The organism is Gordonia sp. SID5947 (assembly GCF_009862785.1).
GTDB lineage: Bacteria > Actinomycetota > Actinomycetes > Mycobacteriales > Mycobacteriaceae > Gordonia.
In genome coordinates, this window is sequence record NZ_WWHU01000001.1 from 4,281,548 (window position 1) to 4,298,251 (window position 16,704).

Here is a 16,704-nt window from a genome sequence, read left to right on the forward strand (position 1 = left end):
GTGGTGATCGCAACCGGCCCGACGCTACTGCTGGGTCGCCTGCGCAGATCGCCTCAACGATACTGTGAGAAGTCGAGAGGGGTCAGGGCCGGGCCGGACCCCGAGGCAGCGATCCGGAGGTTCTGTGGGCGCACAGCGCAGGTCGACCAGGCGCATGATGCTGTGGACGATCATCTCGGTGGTGGTCCTCGCACTGGTCGCCGTCGGCTCGGTCGCGGTGGCCCTCAAGCTCGACGACGCCGACCAACTTCCCCCGGGCATCCCTCCTCAGCCGGCCGCGATCGCGGTGAACCCGCAGATCAAGACGGTGTCGGCGAATGCCCCCGAACCGACCCCGGCGGGCGTGCGCGGCGAGATCGCGCAGGCGGTCCGTGACCCGGCGCTCGGCCAGTTCACCGGGCAGATCAGCGATGCCCTCACCGGCGCGACGTTGTGGTCCGACAGCCCCACCCAGCCGCGGGTGCCGGCGTCCAACGCCAAGATCCTGACGGCGAGCGCGTCGCTGCTCGCGTTGCCGCATGAGAAACGCCTCACCACGACGGTCGTGGTCGGCGCCGGCGGCCAGGTGATCCTCAAGGGTGCGGGCGACCCGACACTCTCGGCCCAGCCGCGGGGTGCCGACACCTTCTATACCAACGCACCGCGTATCGCCGACCTCGCCGCGCAGATCCGCAAAGCCGGCATCCCGGTGACGTCGGTGGCCGTGGACACGAGCGCGTTCACCGGACCCACCATGGACAGCACCTGGGACAAGGGTGACATCGCCGGCGGCGACATCACGCCCATCGAATCGCTGATCGCCGACGGCGGCCGGATCGAACCGCTCGACGAGTACTCGCCGCGGGTCGAGAATCCGGCCATCACCTCAGGTGAGGCGCTCGCCAAGGCCCTCGGAGTGAATGCTCCGGTCACCGAGCAGACCGCACCCGCCGGCGCGCAGACCGTCGCGTCGGTGACGTCGGCGCCGTTGGTGACACGGGTCAACGACATGCTCCGCTACAGCGACAACGTGCTGGCCGAGGCGCTGTCGGTGGAATTGTCGGTGGCCAGGGGCGGTCCGGCATCACTCGCTGGCGGTGTGTCCGCCGTCAAGAGCACGCTGGCCGAACACGGTTTCGACATGTCGGTGGTCACCCTGCGCGACGCCTCGGGCCTCTCGTACGCCAACAAGGTGCCGGCATCGGTGCTGGACAAGTTGATGGCCGGGGCCAGCGGTGAGTCGCAGCCGCTCATGCGGCCGATGCTCGACGGACTGCCGGTGGCGGCCGGCACCGGAACGCTGGCGGACCGCTTCGACCCGACCTCCAATCCGGGCGCGGGCTGGGTCCGCGCCAAGACGGGAACCCTCACCGGCGTGAGTTCGTTGACCGGGATAGTCCAGACCATCGACGGCCGGGTGCTCTCGTTCGCGCTCATGTCGGGCGGGACCTCACCGGCCGATGCCCGGCCCGCGCTCGACAATGTGGCCGGCGAGCTGAGGGAATGTGGGTGCCGATGACCAGCAGCGAGCTGAGCAGCAACGATCTGAGCAGCAATGATCTGACCGGGGACGGTCTCGCCGACCGTGATCGCGAGGAATCCGAGTCGATCGGCGCGCGCATCGACTGGGGTCTGGCGGCCGCCACCGGCAAGCGTCTGGCACGCCCGGGGCCCAAGACCACCGCGTACACCCTCGACGTCGCCTACAAAGAACTCGCCGACGCGGCCACGCGTGCCGAGGCGCCGGTCCGCGAGGTGACCGGTCTGGCCGACGGCCTGCGGGTGCCCACCACACGCATCCTCGACCGTAAGGAATGGGTGGACGCGGCCGCGCAGTCGATGCAGTCGATGCTCGGCGCGAGCGGATCGGATGCGACCGACCCTGACGACGGCGGATCGTCCAACGCGATCGAGGGTGCTCTCGCCGGGTTCTCCGCCAAGGCCGGTGGGTTGCAGGCCGGCGGCCTGCTCGCCTTCTTGTCCGGAGCCATCCTCGGCCAGTACGACCCGTTCACGCCCGACCCGGACACCGGCGATCCCGGGGTGCTGATGGTGGTGGCACCCAACATCATCTCGGTTGAGCGTTCACTTCGCGTGGTGCCCAGCGATTTTCGGCTCTGGGTGTGTCTGCACGAGGTGACCCACCGCGTGCAGTTCTCGGCCAATCCCTGGTTGCGCCAGTACATGATCGACAATCTGGAGATCCTGACGTCGGAATCCGGTGAGTCGACCAGCGAGATCGTCGCCCGGATCACCTCCACGCTGCGCGGCTCCGACGACCATCCACGGGAGAAGGGCGTGCTCGGTGCCATGCAGTTACTGCAGACGCCCGAACAGTACGAGGCGTTCACCCGGATGATGATGCTCGGCACGTTGCTGGAGGGCCATGCCGATCACGTCATGGACGCGGTCGGTCCGGTACATGTGCCGACCGTGGCGACCATTCGGTCGGCCTTCGACAAACGTCGCGCCGCCCCGCGTAATCCGGTGCAGCGCATCATCCGTGCGCTCATCGGCATGGACGCCAAGATCGCGCAGTACGTGCGCGGCAAGGCCTTTGTCGACGAGGTGGTGGGCGCGGTGGGGATGGAGTCGTTCAACACCATCTGGACGTCACCGGAGACCATGCCGCGTCCGAACGAGATCGACGAGCCGCGGGTATGGATGCAACGGGTGCTGTGACCCGGGCGGTCGCGCAGTTCGCCGCGACCCATCTCGACCCCGGTGCCGACGTGTGCGTCGGACTCTCCGGTGGCCCGGATTCGTTGGCGCTCATCGCTTGTGCGGTTCGTGCCGGACTGTCGGTGCGGGCTCTGGTGGTCGACCACGCGTTGCAGGACGGCTCCGACGACGTCGCCGCCGATGCCGCGCAGACCGCCCGAGGGCTCGGTGCCCACGCGACGGTGCTCCCCGTGCAGGTCGGCTGGACCGGCGGTCCGGAGGCGGCCGCACGTGAGGCGCGTTATGCCGCTCTCGACGACGCCCGCGACGGCGCCCCGGTCCTGCTCGCGCACACCGCAGACGATCAGGCCGAGACCGTGCTCCTCGGGCTCGCCCGCGGGTCGGGCGCGCGTTCCATCGCAGGCATGCGACCGTGGAATCCGCCGTGGGGACGCCCGCTGCTGGGCATCCGCCGAGCCCAGACGCTCGCCGCCTGCACCGAGCTCGGGCTGCGTCCACACCACGACCCGCACAACCGCGATCCCCGGTTCACCCGGGTCCGGCTGCGTGCCGAGGTGTTGCCGCTGCTCGACGACGTGCTGCACGGCGGTGTGGTGGAGGCGTTGGGCCGGACCGCATCGTCGGTGCGCGCCGACAACGAGGCTCTCGATGAACTGGCTGCTGATCGGTACCGGTCGGTCGTCGGCGACGACGGCCTCGACGCGGCCGGCATCCGAGGTCTGCCTGCCGCGGTGCGGACGCGCGTCGTGCGACGGTGGCTGCTCGAGATCGGTGCCACCGAACCGACCCATCGGGTGATCTGCGCGGTCGACGATCTCGTCACCGACGAGCGCTCACGCGCGCAGGTCGCCGTCGGCGGTGACCCGAGCGCTCGGCGGGTGGTGGTCCGGGCGGGACAGCGGTTGACGGCGCGTCTCGTCGAACGCTGACCGGTACGACGACGTAGCAGCAATCCGCGCCAGTCGCGGATTGCTGCTACGAAATCGGATAGGGGTCGACGCCTACGCGATGTGGTGCGTCGTGACCTTGATCTGCACGGAGCGCATCGCCTCGAACGTCACCTCATCTGAGGTGACGCCGACGTCCTCCCACTCGAGGCCCACGCCCAGAGTGTCACTCGCAAAGCAGATTTCCGCGGCGGCGAGCGCACGCCGCCAATCCTGTGCGCTGAGTCCCGTGCCGTCCAGGATCGCATCCGCCAGAACGCCCTTGGATGCGCGGAAGTCCTCGGCGTCATCGAATCCGATGGCAATCGCCAACGCATCCGACATCCTGCCCGGACCGCCCCACTCGATCAGACCGTGGAAGAGAAAGTCACGCTCAGCACTCGTGAGATCGAGAAGGATCAACTCGTCATTGTCCACGGCACCCGCCTTCGTGTTCATCCCAGTACATCCCCGATATTCTTGCTGATGATACTGGGTAGGGCACCCGGGGATCCTCGCAGTTGCGACAGCCAGTAGTCGAGGTGATCGTTTGGTTTGAAGATCGTCCTGATCTGACCCGACTGCGTGGCGGAAAGAAATGTGTTCGTCCCGGAGTTGTACAACAATATGTCACCATTGGGCCGGGTGAATCGGAATGTACCCGGAGGCGGATTCTTCAGGAAGTTGTTTGCCACGGCCGCATACTGTTCGGGTGAAGTGACGCCACGGAACTCGTGACCATGGTTCTCATAGTGCGTGAGCGCGTTTGCCCGGGAATCACCGAGCTTTCCATTCGACCAATTCGACTTCCAGTTCGCAGGAGGCTCCGGATAGGTGCGCTGACCTTGCGGGCTCGGCGCCTTCCGGCGGGGCGGTGCCGGTTGCCGTGGCTCGCGCGATGGATCCGGTGCGGGATTCAGGCCGGACGGCGGTGTGAAGGTCGGCGGCTTCGTCGAACCTTGTGTGCCGCATTGGCGAGCTTCTTCGCGAAGGGCATAGGCTTGCTGCTGCCCTCGCGAACCCTCGACCTGGAGCGCGTACTCCTCATTCAGTAGTTGCTGCCGCGCGGCATTCCACGCGGCCACCGCCGCCGAATTGCGTCGGTCAACCGAACCTCGTTGTGCATTCAGCTGAGCCACCTTCGCGTTGTGTGATTCGACGCGTTGGTGATAACTCCGGGCCTCGTTGTCGAGGGATTGCACCCGAGCATTCAGCGTGCCGCAACTCGGGGCGGCAGCAGCGATCGAAATGACGAATCCACTCGGGATTGCCAGGCCACAAGCCAATACAAGTGACACAAGTATGGCGCGGAAAAGTCTCACAAAATCTCCCGACAGTTGGTCGGGCGCCATTCAGGAGGCGACCCGAGCATTCCAGACAATGCATGAGGAATCTAACAGTCGCGTGGGGAGGAAAGGCAGAATCGTCGAGCGAGTAAATGACGGTTGCCCGGGCACCGCTGCCGGCGCACGAACACGGAATCGGCACATGAGTTCGTGGTCCGACGCTCGGTTGCGACTGTGGTGCAACGGATCTGGGCTGCAGCGGGCTGCCACCGCGATCGCGGCGACAACGACGGTTGCCGAACCGAGGGATCTCCGCCCCCCGTCGAGCAGGACTGTCGGGACGGCGAGCCGCACGGCAGGGTCCTGGCATCACCGTGACCGGCGACGGAGAAGAGCCGGCCGGCCGGGCGCGGACGATCCCGCAGCTGCGTGACGACGCGGCGCGCGTACACCTTCCGCCCGGGTGACGACGAGTTCCTGTGGCGGCCAGAGCACGCGGCGGGGCCTGGTGCCGAACGTGGTCGCGATGCTCCACGAACTGCTACCGAATCACCATGTGCTACTTCGGCTCACGCGCAGTGCCCGGTTCGCGACGTGGTCCGTCACGATCTCGCCGACATCGCCTGATGCCCACCTTTGGCGCACGAGATTCCCCGGTGGCCCAGTTGTCACTCGAGTGGTACAGCGCCGATCGATCGGCGCGTGCTGTTCGCCCCGCCGTGCGCGGTGCGCCACCAGGCTGGTTGTCGCGGCGTCACGCGGCTGGGATGTCTCGATCGTCGGGGATGCTTCGGCCCGACCACCGTTGTGGGCACCACCCGCAAGGCCCTCGGTGTCGCGCCGCTGCCGCGACTCGGGGCGCCGCCCGCCTGAGCCGGGTCGGTGCGCTGCCCAGGTGTCCGACGTTCCGTTGTATCTCTCGATCGGCCCGCGTCCCGGAGCAGATCCGCATGTCGATGTTCGGTGAGGTGCGACGGCGGCTCGGTCAGGCCGGCGCGGCCGAGGTGCCCGACACAGATTGACGGCCCGCCTCGTCGAACGCTGAGGCGGACCGTCGGGGTGGTTGGCTTACTTCTTGGGTGGGACGAACGGGGAGTTGATGGTGTTGAAGTACTGGATGGCAGCGCCGATGAGGGAGCCTCCACCGCCAAGGGCAAGGCCCACGATCCCACCGATGCTTGCGCCCAGCGGAATGAACGGCAAGCATCCAACCGCAATTCCGCCTGCACATCCGAGAACTCCGCCGACGATAGCCCCGAGGACCGTTCCGACCAGCGACGAGATCGTCAAGCCAGCGCTCAACTCTTGGTTGAATCTGGCTAGCGCTTGATCATCCCGCTCCTTCTTGGTCTGCGGGGCGTCGACCTGGTTGGCAGCGATGACCCGCAGCGCCTCGACCTCTACGGGATTCACCGGCGTCGACCGCGCAACATTTCGAGAAGGTATCAGCGTCGCGGTATTACCGACCGTGCGCGCATCGATCGGGAACTGCTGATATTCCTTCCGATAGGCCAGCGGCATCCGGAATTTCTCGGCGCCGGCAGAATTACGAATCACCAGTGCACCGGAATTGGTGCTGATCGAACCGTTGTGCACGGTGAGGCTGAACGAACCGGCGCGTACCGCCACGTCGTAGGTCGTCGGCGCAGGTTTCGCCGGGGCCGCTTGCACCGATCCGGCGAAGGCCGTAATCAATGCGGTTGCAAGGGAAATCGAAGCCAGGAGAGTCAAGTGGAGGCGAGTGTGCCGCCGGGATGCGCCGGTGCGCCGGGCAGTGAACATAGGGGATGTCTTTCGCGTAATCGGCTCTGTCGACACGAGCCTGGGGAAAAGGGCACAGCAGGTGATTTTTCGTTCGCAGAACAAAGGATCAGACCCCCTTTAATCACTTTCTCTGCGGACAGTTCACCTTCACAAATTCGCGGTCCTCTCAGGAGAAAAATGTGTCGGGTGTGAAGAGATGTTGCCATTCGTGATCTGAGTGTGATCGGCGACACACCGTTCTCTCGCGGGATGTCGTACGAACGTCCTACAGCGTTACGGCCGTCTCGTCGGCGCCTCGAAGGGCCGGACCGCGCAGTCGCCGACACGGTTCGCATCGGGCATGACAAGCTAGGGGACGTGCAGCCCCCAAGTCTCAGTGGCACAGACCCGTACGGCGACGACATCGAAGCGGTCCTCATCACCGAGGAGCAGATCCGGCAACGCACCAAGGAACTGGCCGACTCGGTGGCCTCGCGCTATGCGGGCATCGACGAGGATCTGGTCCTGATCGGTGTGCTCAAGGGCGCGATCATGTTCATGACCGACTTCGCGCGGGCGTTGCCCATCCCGTCGCAGATGGAGTTCATGGCGGTGTCGAGCTACGGCTCGGCCACCTCGTCGTCGGGCGTGGTGCGCATCCTCAAGGACCTCGACCGCGACATCGCCGGCCGCGACGTCCTGATCGTCGAGGACATCATCGACTCCGGGCTCACGCTGTCGTGGCTGATGAAGAATCTGGCCACCCGCAACCCGAAGTCGCTCGAGGTGTGCACCCTGCTGCGCAAGCCGGAGGCGGTGCGGTCGCCGGTGAACGTCGCCGACGTCGGCTTCGACATCGCGAACGAATTCGTCGTCGGATACGGGCTCGATTACGCCGAGCGGTACCGCGATCTCTCCTACATCGGCCGGCTGCGGCCGTCGGTGTACCAGAACTGACGTCCTACCAGGGGTGAGGTGCCACCGAGGTGGTGCGGAACGGTTTTCCCTGGCTGTTCGTTGACCGGTAGCCTCTAATACGGACAGTCAGCAGAAGACACCTGAGACTGTCCACGACGTCGACCGGGAAGGACAGTGGGAAGGCGCGGGCCGCCAACAGCCGAGCCCCACCACCACCAACAGGCATGAACCGAAAGTCAGTCTTCCGCAACCTCGCCATCGTGGCGCTCATCGTGCTCGCCCTGTGGGGCTGGAGCGTGATGCGCGACTCGGGTCGCGAGTACAAGTCTGTGGACACCTCGGTCGCGTTGACCCAGCTCAACGTCAAGAACACCGACCGGATCGACATCGACGACCGTGAACAGACCCTGCGGATCGAGCTCAAGAACCCGATCAAGGTCGACGGCGACGACGTCACCAAGATCAGCGCCAAGTATCCGGCGTCGGCCGGCGAGCAGGTCTTCGACTCGGTCACCAGCACGGGCGCGCCCTACCAGACCAACGTCAGTCAGCAGTCGGCGCTCTGGCAGATCCTCATCTTCATCCTCCCGATGATCCTGCTGTTCGGTCTCTTCTTCTTCGTGATGAACCGGATGCAGGGTGGCGGCAAGGGCGGCGTCATGGGCTTCGGCAAGTCCAAGGCCAAGCAGCTCACCAAGGACATGCCCAAGACCACCTTCTCCGACGTAGCCGGCGCCGACGAGGCCGTCGAAGAGCTCTACGAGATCAAGGACTTCCTGCAGAACCCGGCGCGCTATCAGGCGCTGGGCGCCAAGATCCCCAAGGGCGTGCTGCTCTACGGGCCGCCCGGTACCGGTAAGACGCTGCTCGCGCGGGCCGTCGCGGGTGAGGCGGGCGTGCCGTTCTTCACCATCTCCGGTTCGGACTTCGTCGAGATGTTCGTCGGTGTCGGTGCCTCCCGGGTGCGTGACCTGTTCGAGCAGGCCAAGAACAACAGCCCCTGCATCATCTTCGTCGACGAGATCGATGCGGTCGGCCGCCAGCGCGGTGCCGGCCTCGGCGGCGGCCACGACGAGCGTGAGCAGACCCTGAATCAGCTGCTCGTCGAGATGGACGGCTTCGGTGAACGGTCCGGCGTCATCCTGATCGCCGCCACCAACCGGCCCGACATCCTCGACCCGGCGCTGTTGCGTCCCGGACGTTTCGACCGGCAGATCCCCGTCGGCAACCCCGACATCGCGGGTCGTCGCGCCATCCTCAAGGTGCACGCACAGGGCAAGCCGATCGATTCCGACGCCGACCTCGACGGTCTGGCCAAGCGCACGCCGGGCATGTCCGGCGCCGACCTGGCCAACGTGGTCAACGAGGCCGCGCTGCTCGCGGCCCGCGAGAACAAGAACACCATCACCGCCGAGATGCTCGAAGAAGCGGTCGACCGGGTGATCGGCGGCCCGCGCCGCAAGAGCCGCATCATCAGCGAGCACGAGAAGAAGACCGTCGCTTACCACGAGGGCGGGCACACGCTCGCCGCGTGGGCGATGCCCGATCTCGACCCGATCTACAAGGTCACCATCCTGGCTCGCGGCCGGACCGGCGGTCACGCCCTCGCGGTGCCCGAGCAGGACAAGGACCTGATGACGCGGTCGGAGATGATCGCACGCCTCGTCATGGCGATGGGCGGTCGCGCGGCCGAAGAGCTCGTGTTCCACGAGCCGACCACCGGCGCGTCGTCGGACATCGATCAGGCGACCAAGATCGCGCGCGCGATGGTGACCGAATACGGCATGAGCGCCAAGCTCGGCGCGGTGCATTACGGACAGGAACAGGGTGACCCGTTCCTGGGCCGGTCGATGGGCAACCAGGCGTCGTACTCCGCCGAGATCGCCAGCGAGATCGACGACGAGGTGCGCCGCCTGATCGAGGCCGCGCACACCGAGGCGTGGGCGATCCTCGCGGAGTATCGCGACACCCTCGACGTGCTGGCGACCGAACTCCTCGAGAAGGAGACCCTCACCCGCAAGGATCTCGAGGGGATCTTCTCGAACGTGCAGAAGCGTCCGCGCATCACCACCTTCAACGAGTTCGGTGAGCGCACGCCGAGCGACAAGCCCCCGGTGAAGACTCCGGGCGAGCTGGCCATCGAGCGCGGCGAGCCGTGGCCGCCCGAGCCGGTCACGCCGAATCCGGTGCCGGAGCCCGTGGGCGCCGGAAGCGGCCCGCATCCCGGTGCGCCCGGCAGCGGTGCCGGACAGCCGGGTTCGGGTTATCCGAATCCGACTCCCGGACAGGCATTTCCACCCTCGTACCCGCCGCAGTCGGCGCCCGGTCCGCAGCAGTACGGCGGCGGAGGCCATCCGGGAACACAGAGCGGCTACCCGGGACAGCAGAGTTATCCGGGGCAGCCGACGCACGGCACACGGCCCGACTACGGCGCACCGCGCGACTGGTCGGCGCCGGGGTGGCCCCCGCAGGACTCGACGCCCGCACCGGGTGGTCCCAACGGGTCGGGCGCCAACGGCGGTGCCAACGGCGGCGGTCCGAATGGCGGCGGTACGAATGGCACCGGAACCAATGGCTCCGGCCGCCACGGCCACCCCGAGAATCCCGGCGGTTGACCAGGGCGTCGGCCAAACCCGGCCGCCCGCCCGCACACACGTTCGTAGAACGGATCAGATGAACGATGACGGTCAGTGAACACCAGGACGCCCGCGTGAACGGCGCCGACGCCGCCGGAACCGACGGCACCGCGGGCGAACTCACCACGCCTCAGGGCAGGCACTTCGATCAGGCCCGCGCCGAGGCCGCGATCCGCGAACTGCTGATCGCGGTGGGCGAGGACCCGACCCGAGAAGGCTTGCAGCGCACGCCGAAGCGCGTGGCCAACGCCTACCGGGAGATGTTCGCCGGGCTCTACACCGATCCCAGCGAGGTGCTGGGCACCATGTTCGACGAAGACCACGACGAGTTGGTCCTGGTGAAGGACATCCCGCTGTACTCGACGTGCGAGCACCATCTGGTGTCCTTCCACGGGGTGGCGCACGTCGGCTACATCCCCGGGGTGTCCGGGCAGGTCACCGGGCTGTCGAAGCTGGCGCGGCTGGTGGATCTCTACGCCAAACGTCCGCAGGTGCAGGAACGGCTGACCAGCCAGGTGGCCGACGCGATCGTCAAACGTCTGGATCCGCGCGGGGTGATCGTCATCATCGAGGCCGAGCATCTGTGCATGGCCATGCGCGGCATCCGCAAGCCCGGCGCCACCACCACCACCTCCGCGGTGCGCGGCTTGTTCAAGACGAGCGCGGTGTCCCGCGGTGAGGCCCTCGACCTGATCTCGCGGACCTGAGCGCGGTTCGCCGACCGATGCCGTCAGAACAACGGGACTGCGTACTCGCGCCGGCCGACCGCACCCTCGTGATGGGCGTCATCAACGTGACGGCCGATTCGTTCTCCGACGGTGGCCGCTACCTCGACCACGACGCCGCCATCGCGCACGGGCACGAACTGATCGCCCAAGGCGCCGACCTGATCGACATCGGCGGCGAATCGACGCGGCCGGGAGCCAGCCGGGTGGATCCCGACGACGAGGCGAAGCGGGTGGTCCCGGTGATCACCGGACTGGCCGGTGCGGGCGTGCCGCTCTCGGTCGACACGATGCGAGCGCCCGTCGCCGCGGCGGCGATCGAGGCCGGTGTCTCGGTGATCAACGATGTCTCCGGCGGGCGGGCAGACGCCGACATGGCCCGTGTGGTCGCCGAGTCGGGCCTGCCCTGGATTCTGATGCACTGGCGCCCGATCGAGCGCGCCGACCGAGATCCCGACGGCACGTTCACCCACGGCATCGGCGACACCGGCGGATACCGCGACGTGGTGGCCGAGGTGTCGGGTGAGTTGCTCTCGCAGGTCGATGCCGCGGTGTCGGCGGGAGTCGACCCGAACCGCATCGTCCTCGATCCCGGTCTCGGATTCGCCAAGACCGCCGAACACAATTGGGCGCTCCTGCACGCGTTGCCCACTCTTGTCGGTCTCGGCTTCCCGGTCCTCGTCGGGGCATCGCGCAAACGCTTCCTCGGTACCTTGCTGGCCCGCGACGGCCAACTGCGTCCGCCTGCCGGCCGGGAGACAGCGACCGCGTCCGTCTCGGCGCTCGCGGCGATGGACGGAGCGTGGGCCGTGCGGGTGCACGACGTCGAGAAGAGCCGCGACGCCGTCGCGGTCGCGAGTGCATGGCGCCGCGGGGGCAGCCGGGGGACCGCTCGCCCGCGCGACGCCGACGACACGGGAGCGGTGAGTCACTGATGGCCGACCGGATCGAACTGCGGGGACTCGTCGTCCGCGGTAATCACGGCGTCTTCGAGCACGAGCGCCGGGACGGTCAGGACTTCATCCTCGACATCACGCTGTGGCTCGACCTCGCGGTCGCCGCGGTTAGCGACGACCTCGACGACACCGTCGACTACGGCGCGCTCGCCCAGAAGGCCCACGACATCGTCGCGGGCGAGCCGCGAAATCTCATCGAGGCGGTCGGTGGCGAGGTCGCCGAATCGATCATGGACGACGAACGGATCGCGGCGTGCGAGGTGACCGTCCACAAGCCGTCTGCGCCGATCCCGTTGCAGTTCGCAGACGTCGCGGTGGTGACGCGCCGGTCCCGCAAAGGCATGGCCCGATGACGACCACGCGTGCCGTGCTGTCGGCCGGTTCCAATGTCGGTGACCGGCTCGGCCACCTGAACTCCGTCGTCGAGCGGTTCGCCGACGATCTCGTCGCGGTGTCGCCGGTCTACTCCACACCGCCCTGGGGCGGGGTGGAGCAAGAGGACTTCTACAACATCACGCTGATCGTCGAGGGGCCGCGCGGTCCGTACGAGTGGCTCGCCGTCGGTGCCGAACTCGAGGAGGCGGCCGAGCGCACCCGCGAGGTCCGATGGGGTCCGCGGACACTCGACGTCGACGTGATCACCGTGACCGAGGGCGACGAGGTGGTACGCAGCGACGACCCGCGACTGCTGCTCCCGCATCCGCGCGCCGCCGAACGTGCCTTTGTCCTGGTCCCGTGGTTGGTGATCGAGCCGGACGCGACGTTGTGGACCCCCTCCGGCACGCGGGCCGTGGCGGACCTCGTCGGCCGCATCGACCCGGCCGAGAGCGCCGGTGTGGTGCCGGTGGCCGAACTACCACTGGTGAGGCGTCGATGACCGAACCACGACGGCAGTCCGGCGGAGATCAGGACCAGGAGCCGGGCCTCGGACCGACCCGGCTGCGCGATCTGACGGTGATCGCGGCCATCGTCGCGGTCACGGCGTTCGTGCTGGTCCGCTACAACTACGGCAGCTTGCCGCCGATGCCGCTGCTCGCCGGGGTGGTGCTCTACATCCTGGCCGCACTGGAGGTACTGATCGCGTTCATCGTCCGGGCAAGGGTGGCCTCGCGCGACGTCGGGCGGGCGCGCGGCCAGTTACACCCGCTCACCGCGGCCCGTGTGCTCGCCTTGGCGAAGGCCTCGGCCATCCTCGGTGCGATCGCCGTGGGCGTCTGGGCGGGCCTCATCGTCTTCCTGGCCACCCGGCACGATCTGGCGGCCGCCGATCACGACCTGCCCGGCGCGATCGTCGGGGTCGTCGGCGGTGTGCTGCTGGTGGCCGCGGCGCTGTGGCTGGAGTACTGCTGCCGGGCTCCCGACGATCCGACCGACGACCGCGTCGGCGGCCATCCGGGTCACGCCTGAGGCAAGTTCACGGCAGCGAGTCCACGGCAGAGGGTGAATCGGTGACTCTCCGCCTCGGTTCGCCGACATCGGTGCTGTCAGGCGGTATGTTCACGAACATGACGACCTCGAACGGCCGTTCCACCGAGTCGCGGCGAACAGGTAGATCGGTGGGACAGTGGCTGCTCGGTCTGCTCATCGTCCTCGCCGTGGTCGCCAGCATTCTGATGGTCTTCACCGATCAGTTGTCCGTATCGGGTTCCCTCGCGGTGATCGCCGCACTGTGGGCCGCGGTGATCGGCGCCATCCTGGTCACCAAGTTCCGTCGCCAGGCGGAGACCGCGGAGTCGAAGAGCCGGGATCTGCGACTCGTCTACGAACTCCAGCTCGAGCGTGAGATCGCCGCGCGCCGGCAGTACGAACTCGACGTGGAGACCACCATCCGCAAAGAGGTCAGTGCGGAGTCCAACGAGGAACTCGCCGAACTCAAGAACCAGGTGCTGGCATTGCGGTCCAGCCTGGAGATGCTCCTCGGCGAATCGCTGCCCGAGCAGCGGACCGCATTGCCGAGCGAGAAACTGCGCGAACTTGCCTCGGGCATCGGCGGCGAGCGACCCAGCACGGGATCGACGTACCGCCAGAGCTTCGGCACCGACGACAGCGTGCTCGCGGCCCGCGACTTCGCTGCGACCGCACCGGCCGCCGGCGCCGGCCGTCACATGCCCGCCGACGTCGACCCCAACGAGATGACCGAGGTGATCCCCGTCATCTCCGACGACGACCCGATGTCGGGCCGGATCGCGACCGAGGTCCCCGAAACCGCAGACACGCAGGTGGAGGACGCCCAGGTCGAGGACGCCCAGGTGGAGGATGCGGTGCTCGCCGAACCCGACGACATCCCGGCCCCGTCCACCGGCTCGTTCTTCACCACCTCCGCACCGACGCCGTCGGCACCCCAGCCGCCGACCCAGCCGAGACCTGCCGGATTCGTCGACGAGACCCCCACCGACGAATGGAAGGCCGCAGCGCGATCGGGAGCGCCCGTCGATCCCGACGCCGTCGAGGTCGACGCCGAGGAGACCGTGGTCGCCGAGGCGGCACCCGCCGAAACCGCGTCGGCCGAAGCGATGCCGGCGGATCAGGCAGCCGAACCCCCGCGGCCGAGACCCCAGCAGCCGACGAAGCCCAGGCCCAGCCCTCCGAGGAGGCGGCGGCCCTTGGCACCTCGGGGCGGCACGAGTCGTCGGGAGAGGGCAGCAGCCCGGTGTTCGCGCAGGGACGTCGTCGTCGCCGCGACGACGATGACGGCGACAGCGCCCACTCGGCCGGCCTGCCCGTGTCCGAACTCCTCAGTCAGCTCCGCCAGTCCGGCTCGACCGGCGGTGGCCGCCGACGTCGCGAGGACTGAAACTTCTCCGGTGAGGCCTGTCACAGGCGTTGGCCTCTGAGTGCCCGCAGGGCCTAACCTTGCTGTGCAACGTCTGGTACCCGAGCTGAAGCCGGGACTGGAACTTTGAATTCGGAGGACAGCGGTGACCTCACCGAGCGATGGTCTCGGCCCTGGCAAGGGTCGCGATGATGATTCGCGCTACCTGTCCGGCCTCTCCAATCTGCCCGCGCCTGCCCGGCTCACCGTCGGTGTGATCTCCGCGGGACGCGTCGGAACCGCGTTCGGCGCCGCACTCGAGCGCGCCGGTCACGTGGTCGGTGCCGTGGTCGCGCGGTCGGCGGCGTCTCGTCGTCGCGCCGACGATCGGCTGCCCGAATCCGAGATCCTCGACCTCGCCGCGGTGGTGGCCCGTTCCGAACTGCTCGTCATCGCCGTGCCCGACGACGCGCTCGCCGGGGTCATCGACGACATCGCGACGGCCGGCACGCTGCGGCCGAACACGCTGGTCCTGCACACCGCCGGCGCCAAGGGCGTCGGCGTGCTGGCGCCGCTCGCCGAACTCGGCGCGCTGCCGATGGCGATCCATCCGGCGATGACCTTTGTCGGGACCGTCGAGGACACCAATCGCCTGCCGCAGGCGACCTTTGCCGTCACCGCCGCCGACGAGGTCGGGTACGCGATCGCGCAAGCCCTGGTACTGGAGATGGGTGGCGAACCTGTCCGCATCGCCGAGTCGGATCGCGTGCTCTACCACGCCGCTCTGGCCCACGGCGCCAACCATCTGGTCACGCTCATCTCGGATGCTGTCACCGCCCTCAACGCCGCCATCGAGGGCCCCGACGGGGTGGCCGCGCGTGACGCCGCCACCGTCGACGGCAGCGGTATCCGACTCGCCGAGCGCATCCTCGGCCCGCTGGTGAGTGCCGCGCTGCAGAACGTGCTCGAACTCGGCCCGCGCGCGCTGACCGGCCCGGTCGCGCGCGGCGATGCCGCCGCGGTTGCCGAGCACCTCGCCGCCCTTCGTGGCCTGCCGGCCGACCGGGCAGGCGACACCGACATCGCCGAGGCCTATCGGGTGCTGGCCCGCCGCACCGCAGGCCATACCGACGCCCCGGCCGATCTGCTCGACGTGCTGGAGGCGAAATGACATCGGATCTGAGTGAAAAGGCCTATACCCCAGGTGAACTGACCGTTCACCGCGACCCGGCGACCCTGCAGCGGGTGAGCCGGGCGCTGCGTCAGGCCGGCAAGCGGGTGGTGTTGGTGCCCACCATGGGTGCGCTGCACGCGGGGCATCTGGAACTCGTCCGCGCCGCCAAGTCGCGCGGCAACACCGTCGTCATCGTGTCGATCTTCGTGAACCCCTTGCAGTTCGGCGAGAACGAGGATCTCGACGCCTACCCGCGCACCTTCGACGACGACTGTGCGTTGCTGCGTCCGCTGGGTGTGGAACTCGTCTTCGCGCCGACGGTCGCCGGCATGTACCCCGACGGTCGGCGGACCATGGTGCAACCCGGCCCCGCCGGTGCCGTGCTGGACGGGGTGGCGCGACCCACGCACTTCGCCGGGATGCTGACGGTGGTCCTCAAGTTGCTGAACATCGCGGCACCGCACGCGGCGTTCTTCGGCGAGAAGGACTATCAGCAGCTGGTGCTGATCAAGCAGATGGTCGACGATCTCGACCTCGACATCGAGATCGTCGGGGTGCCGACGGTCCGCGAGTCCGACGGACTCGCGCTGTCGTCGCGCAACCGCTACCTCGACGACGAGCAGCGTGAGCTCGCCACCACGCTGTCGGCGGCCCTGGTCGCCGGTACCCATGCCGCTGCCGGTGGACGTGACGCGATCCTCGCGGCGGCACAGTCGGTACTGGATTCCCACCCGGCCATCGAGGTGGACTACCTGGCGCTGACGGGCCGACAACTCGAGGAACCCCCCGAACGTGGCGACGGCCGCCTGCTGGTCGCCGCCCGGATCGGCCCGGCGCGCCTCATCGACAACGTGGGCGTCGCCATCGGAACCGGGTTTGCCGGCCGCGACCCCCAACAGACCACCAACTGACCGCGAGATCGATCCA

General features: G+C 67.9%; 15 protein-coding genes and 1 pseudogene. 13 read left to right on the forward strand and 3 right to left on the reverse strand.

All coding sequences use genetic code 11. From position 1 onward, the window contains the following. Nucleotides 1–154 precede the first annotated feature (154 nt). Genes dacB through tilS form a run of 3 tightly spaced genes read left to right on the forward strand, consistent with a single transcriptional unit; the run spans nucleotide 155 to nucleotide 3,590 of the window. Nucleotides 155–1,498 carry a D-alanyl-D-alanine carboxypeptidase/D-alanyl-D-alanine-endopeptidase gene (dacB, locus tag GTV32_RS19585; RefSeq protein WP_161061727.1) on the forward strand — a complete coding sequence of 448 codons (1,344 nt, stop codon included), beginning with the start codon at nucleotides 155–157 and terminating at the stop codon, nucleotides 1,496–1,498. Continuing rightward, nucleotides 1,495–2,661: a zinc-dependent metalloprotease gene (locus GTV32_RS19590; protein WP_237421595.1), complete on the forward strand. Its 1,167-nt coding sequence runs from the start codon at nucleotides 1,495–1,497 to the stop codon at nucleotides 2,659–2,661. The genes dacB and GTV32_RS19590 overlap by 4 nt, the downstream gene beginning before the upstream one ends. Then, nucleotides 2,640–3,590, forward strand: coding sequence for a tRNA lysidine(34) synthetase TilS (gene tilS / locus GTV32_RS19595; RefSeq protein WP_161061729.1), 951 nt, complete (start codon nucleotides 2,640–2,642; stop codon nucleotides 3,588–3,590). Before GTV32_RS19590 ends, tilS begins: the two co-directional genes overlap by 22 nt. A gap of 72 nt (nucleotides 3,591–3,662) precedes the next feature. On the opposite strand, the gene GTV32_RS19600 is transcribed toward tilS, so the two are convergent. The 3 genes from GTV32_RS19600 to GTV32_RS19610 form a co-directional block, all read right to left on the reverse strand. Further along, nucleotides 3,663–4,046 carry a hypothetical protein gene (locus GTV32_RS19600; RefSeq protein ID WP_161061730.1) on the reverse strand — a complete coding sequence of 128 codons (384 nt, stop codon included), beginning with the start codon at nucleotides 4,044–4,046 and terminating at the stop codon, nucleotides 3,663–3,665. Continuing rightward, a complete protein-coding gene (locus tag GTV32_RS19605; protein ID WP_161061731.1) occupies nucleotides 4,043–4,789 on the reverse strand; it encodes a hypothetical protein in 747 nt (248 codons plus the stop codon). The genes GTV32_RS19600 and GTV32_RS19605 overlap by 4 nt, the downstream gene beginning before the upstream one ends. A 1,152-nt stretch (nucleotides 4,790–5,941) precedes the next feature. After that, nucleotides 5,942–6,655: a glycine zipper family protein gene (locus GTV32_RS19610; protein ID WP_161061732.1), complete on the reverse strand. Its 714-nt coding sequence runs from the start codon at nucleotides 6,653–6,655 to the stop codon at nucleotides 5,942–5,944. A 339-nt stretch (nucleotides 6,656–6,994) separates the two neighbouring features. Here GTV32_RS19610 and hpt point away from each other — a divergent pair, with 339 nt between their 5' ends. The 10 genes and pseudogenes from hpt to panC all read left to right on the forward strand — a co-directional run bounded on the left by hpt (nucleotide 6,995) and on the right by panC (nucleotide 16,688). After that, nucleotides 6,995–7,573 carry a hypoxanthine phosphoribosyltransferase gene (gene hpt, locus GTV32_RS19615; RefSeq protein WP_161061733.1) on the forward strand — a complete coding sequence of 193 codons (579 nt, stop codon included), beginning with the start codon at nucleotides 6,995–6,997 and terminating at the stop codon, nucleotides 7,571–7,573. Between the two features lie 185 nt (nucleotides 7,574–7,758). After that, the gene (gene ftsH, locus GTV32_RS19620) at nucleotides 7,759–10,149 is read left to right on the forward strand and encodes an ATP-dependent zinc metalloprotease FtsH (protein ID WP_161061734.1); all 2,391 of its coding nucleotides are present in this window, start codon (nucleotides 7,759–7,761) and stop codon (nucleotides 10,147–10,149) included. Between the two features lie 65 nt (nucleotides 10,150–10,214). Beyond that, entirely contained in the window at nucleotides 10,215–10,877 is a 663-nt protein-coding gene (gene folE / locus GTV32_RS19625) for a GTP cyclohydrolase I FolE (RefSeq protein WP_161061735.1), read from the forward strand. Between the two features lie 71 nt (nucleotides 10,878–10,948). Then, nucleotides 10,949–11,830, forward strand: coding sequence for a dihydropteroate synthase (folP, locus tag GTV32_RS19630; protein ID WP_161062650.1), 882 nt, complete (start codon nucleotides 10,949–10,951; stop codon nucleotides 11,828–11,830). Beyond that, on the forward strand, nucleotides 11,830–12,204 hold the full coding sequence (folB, locus tag GTV32_RS19635; RefSeq protein ID WP_161061736.1) for a dihydroneopterin aldolase: 375 nt from the start codon (nucleotides 11,830–11,832) through the stop codon (nucleotides 12,202–12,204). Before folP ends, folB begins: the two co-directional genes overlap by 1 nt. Next, on the forward strand, nucleotides 12,201–12,728 hold the full coding sequence (folK, locus tag GTV32_RS19640; protein ID WP_161061737.1) for a 2-amino-4-hydroxy-6-hydroxymethyldihydropteridine diphosphokinase: 528 nt from the start codon (nucleotides 12,201–12,203) through the stop codon (nucleotides 12,726–12,728). Before folB ends, folK begins: the two co-directional genes overlap by 4 nt. Further along, the gene (locus tag GTV32_RS19645) at nucleotides 12,725–13,258 is read left to right on the forward strand and encodes a DUF3180 domain-containing protein (RefSeq protein WP_161061738.1); all 534 of its coding nucleotides are present in this window, start codon (nucleotides 12,725–12,727) and stop codon (nucleotides 13,256–13,258) included. The genes folK and GTV32_RS19645 overlap by 4 nt, the downstream gene beginning before the upstream one ends. A gap of 98 nt (nucleotides 13,259–13,356) precedes the next feature. Further along, nucleotides 13,357–14,645 (forward strand): annotated as a pseudogene (locus GTV32_RS19650) (DUF6779 domain-containing protein). A 184-nt stretch (nucleotides 14,646–14,829) separates the two neighbouring features. Continuing rightward, nucleotides 14,830–15,774 carry a DUF2520 domain-containing protein gene (locus GTV32_RS19655; protein WP_202422784.1) on the forward strand — a complete coding sequence of 315 codons (945 nt, stop codon included), beginning with the start codon at nucleotides 14,830–14,832 and terminating at the stop codon, nucleotides 15,772–15,774. Then, nucleotides 15,771–16,688: a pantoate--beta-alanine ligase gene (panC, locus tag GTV32_RS19660; protein ID WP_161061739.1), complete on the forward strand. Its 918-nt coding sequence runs from the start codon at nucleotides 15,771–15,773 to the stop codon at nucleotides 16,686–16,688. The genes GTV32_RS19655 and panC overlap by 4 nt, the downstream gene beginning before the upstream one ends. Nucleotides 16,689–16,704: the final 16 nt, after the last annotated feature.

What these genes read in the sequence shown, in the direction of transcription:
- dacB (WP_161061727.1), top strand. Translation starts at nt 155, where the DNA reads ATGATGCTGTGGACGATCATCTCGGTGGTGGTCCTCGCACTGGTCGCC.
- GTV32_RS19590 (WP_237421595.1), top strand. Translation starts at nt 1,495, where the DNA reads ATGACCAGCAGCGAGCTGAGCAGCAACGATCTGAGCAGCAATGATCTG.
- tilS (WP_161061729.1), top strand. Translation starts at nt 2,640, where the DNA reads ATGGATGCAACGGGTGCTGTGACCCGGGCGGTCGCGCAGTTCGCCGCG.
- GTV32_RS19600 (WP_161061730.1), bottom strand. Translation starts at nt 4,046, where the DNA reads ATGAACACGAAGGCGGGTGCCGTGGACAATGACGAGTTGATCCTTCTC.
- GTV32_RS19610 (WP_161061732.1), bottom strand. Translation starts at nt 6,655, where the DNA reads ATGTTCACTGCCCGGCGCACCGGCGCATCCCGGCGGCACACTCGCCTC.
- ftsH (WP_161061734.1), top strand. Translation starts at nt 7,759, where the DNA reads ATGAACCGAAAGTCAGTCTTCCGCAACCTCGCCATCGTGGCGCTCATC.
- folE (WP_161061735.1), top strand. Translation starts at nt 10,215, where the DNA reads ATGACGGTCAGTGAACACCAGGACGCCCGCGTGAACGGCGCCGACGCC.
- folP (WP_161062650.1), top strand. Translation starts at nt 10,949, where the DNA reads ATGGGCGTCATCAACGTGACGGCCGATTCGTTCTCCGACGGTGGCCGC.
- folB (WP_161061736.1), top strand. Translation starts at nt 11,830, where the DNA reads ATGGCCGACCGGATCGAACTGCGGGGACTCGTCGTCCGCGGTAATCAC.
- folK (WP_161061737.1), top strand. Translation starts at nt 12,201, where the DNA reads ATGACGACCACGCGTGCCGTGCTGTCGGCCGGTTCCAATGTCGGTGAC.
- GTV32_RS19645 (WP_161061738.1), top strand. Translation starts at nt 12,725, where the DNA reads ATGACCGAACCACGACGGCAGTCCGGCGGAGATCAGGACCAGGAGCCG.
- panC (WP_161061739.1), top strand. Translation starts at nt 15,771, where the DNA reads ATGACATCGGATCTGAGTGAAAAGGCCTATACCCCAGGTGAACTGACC.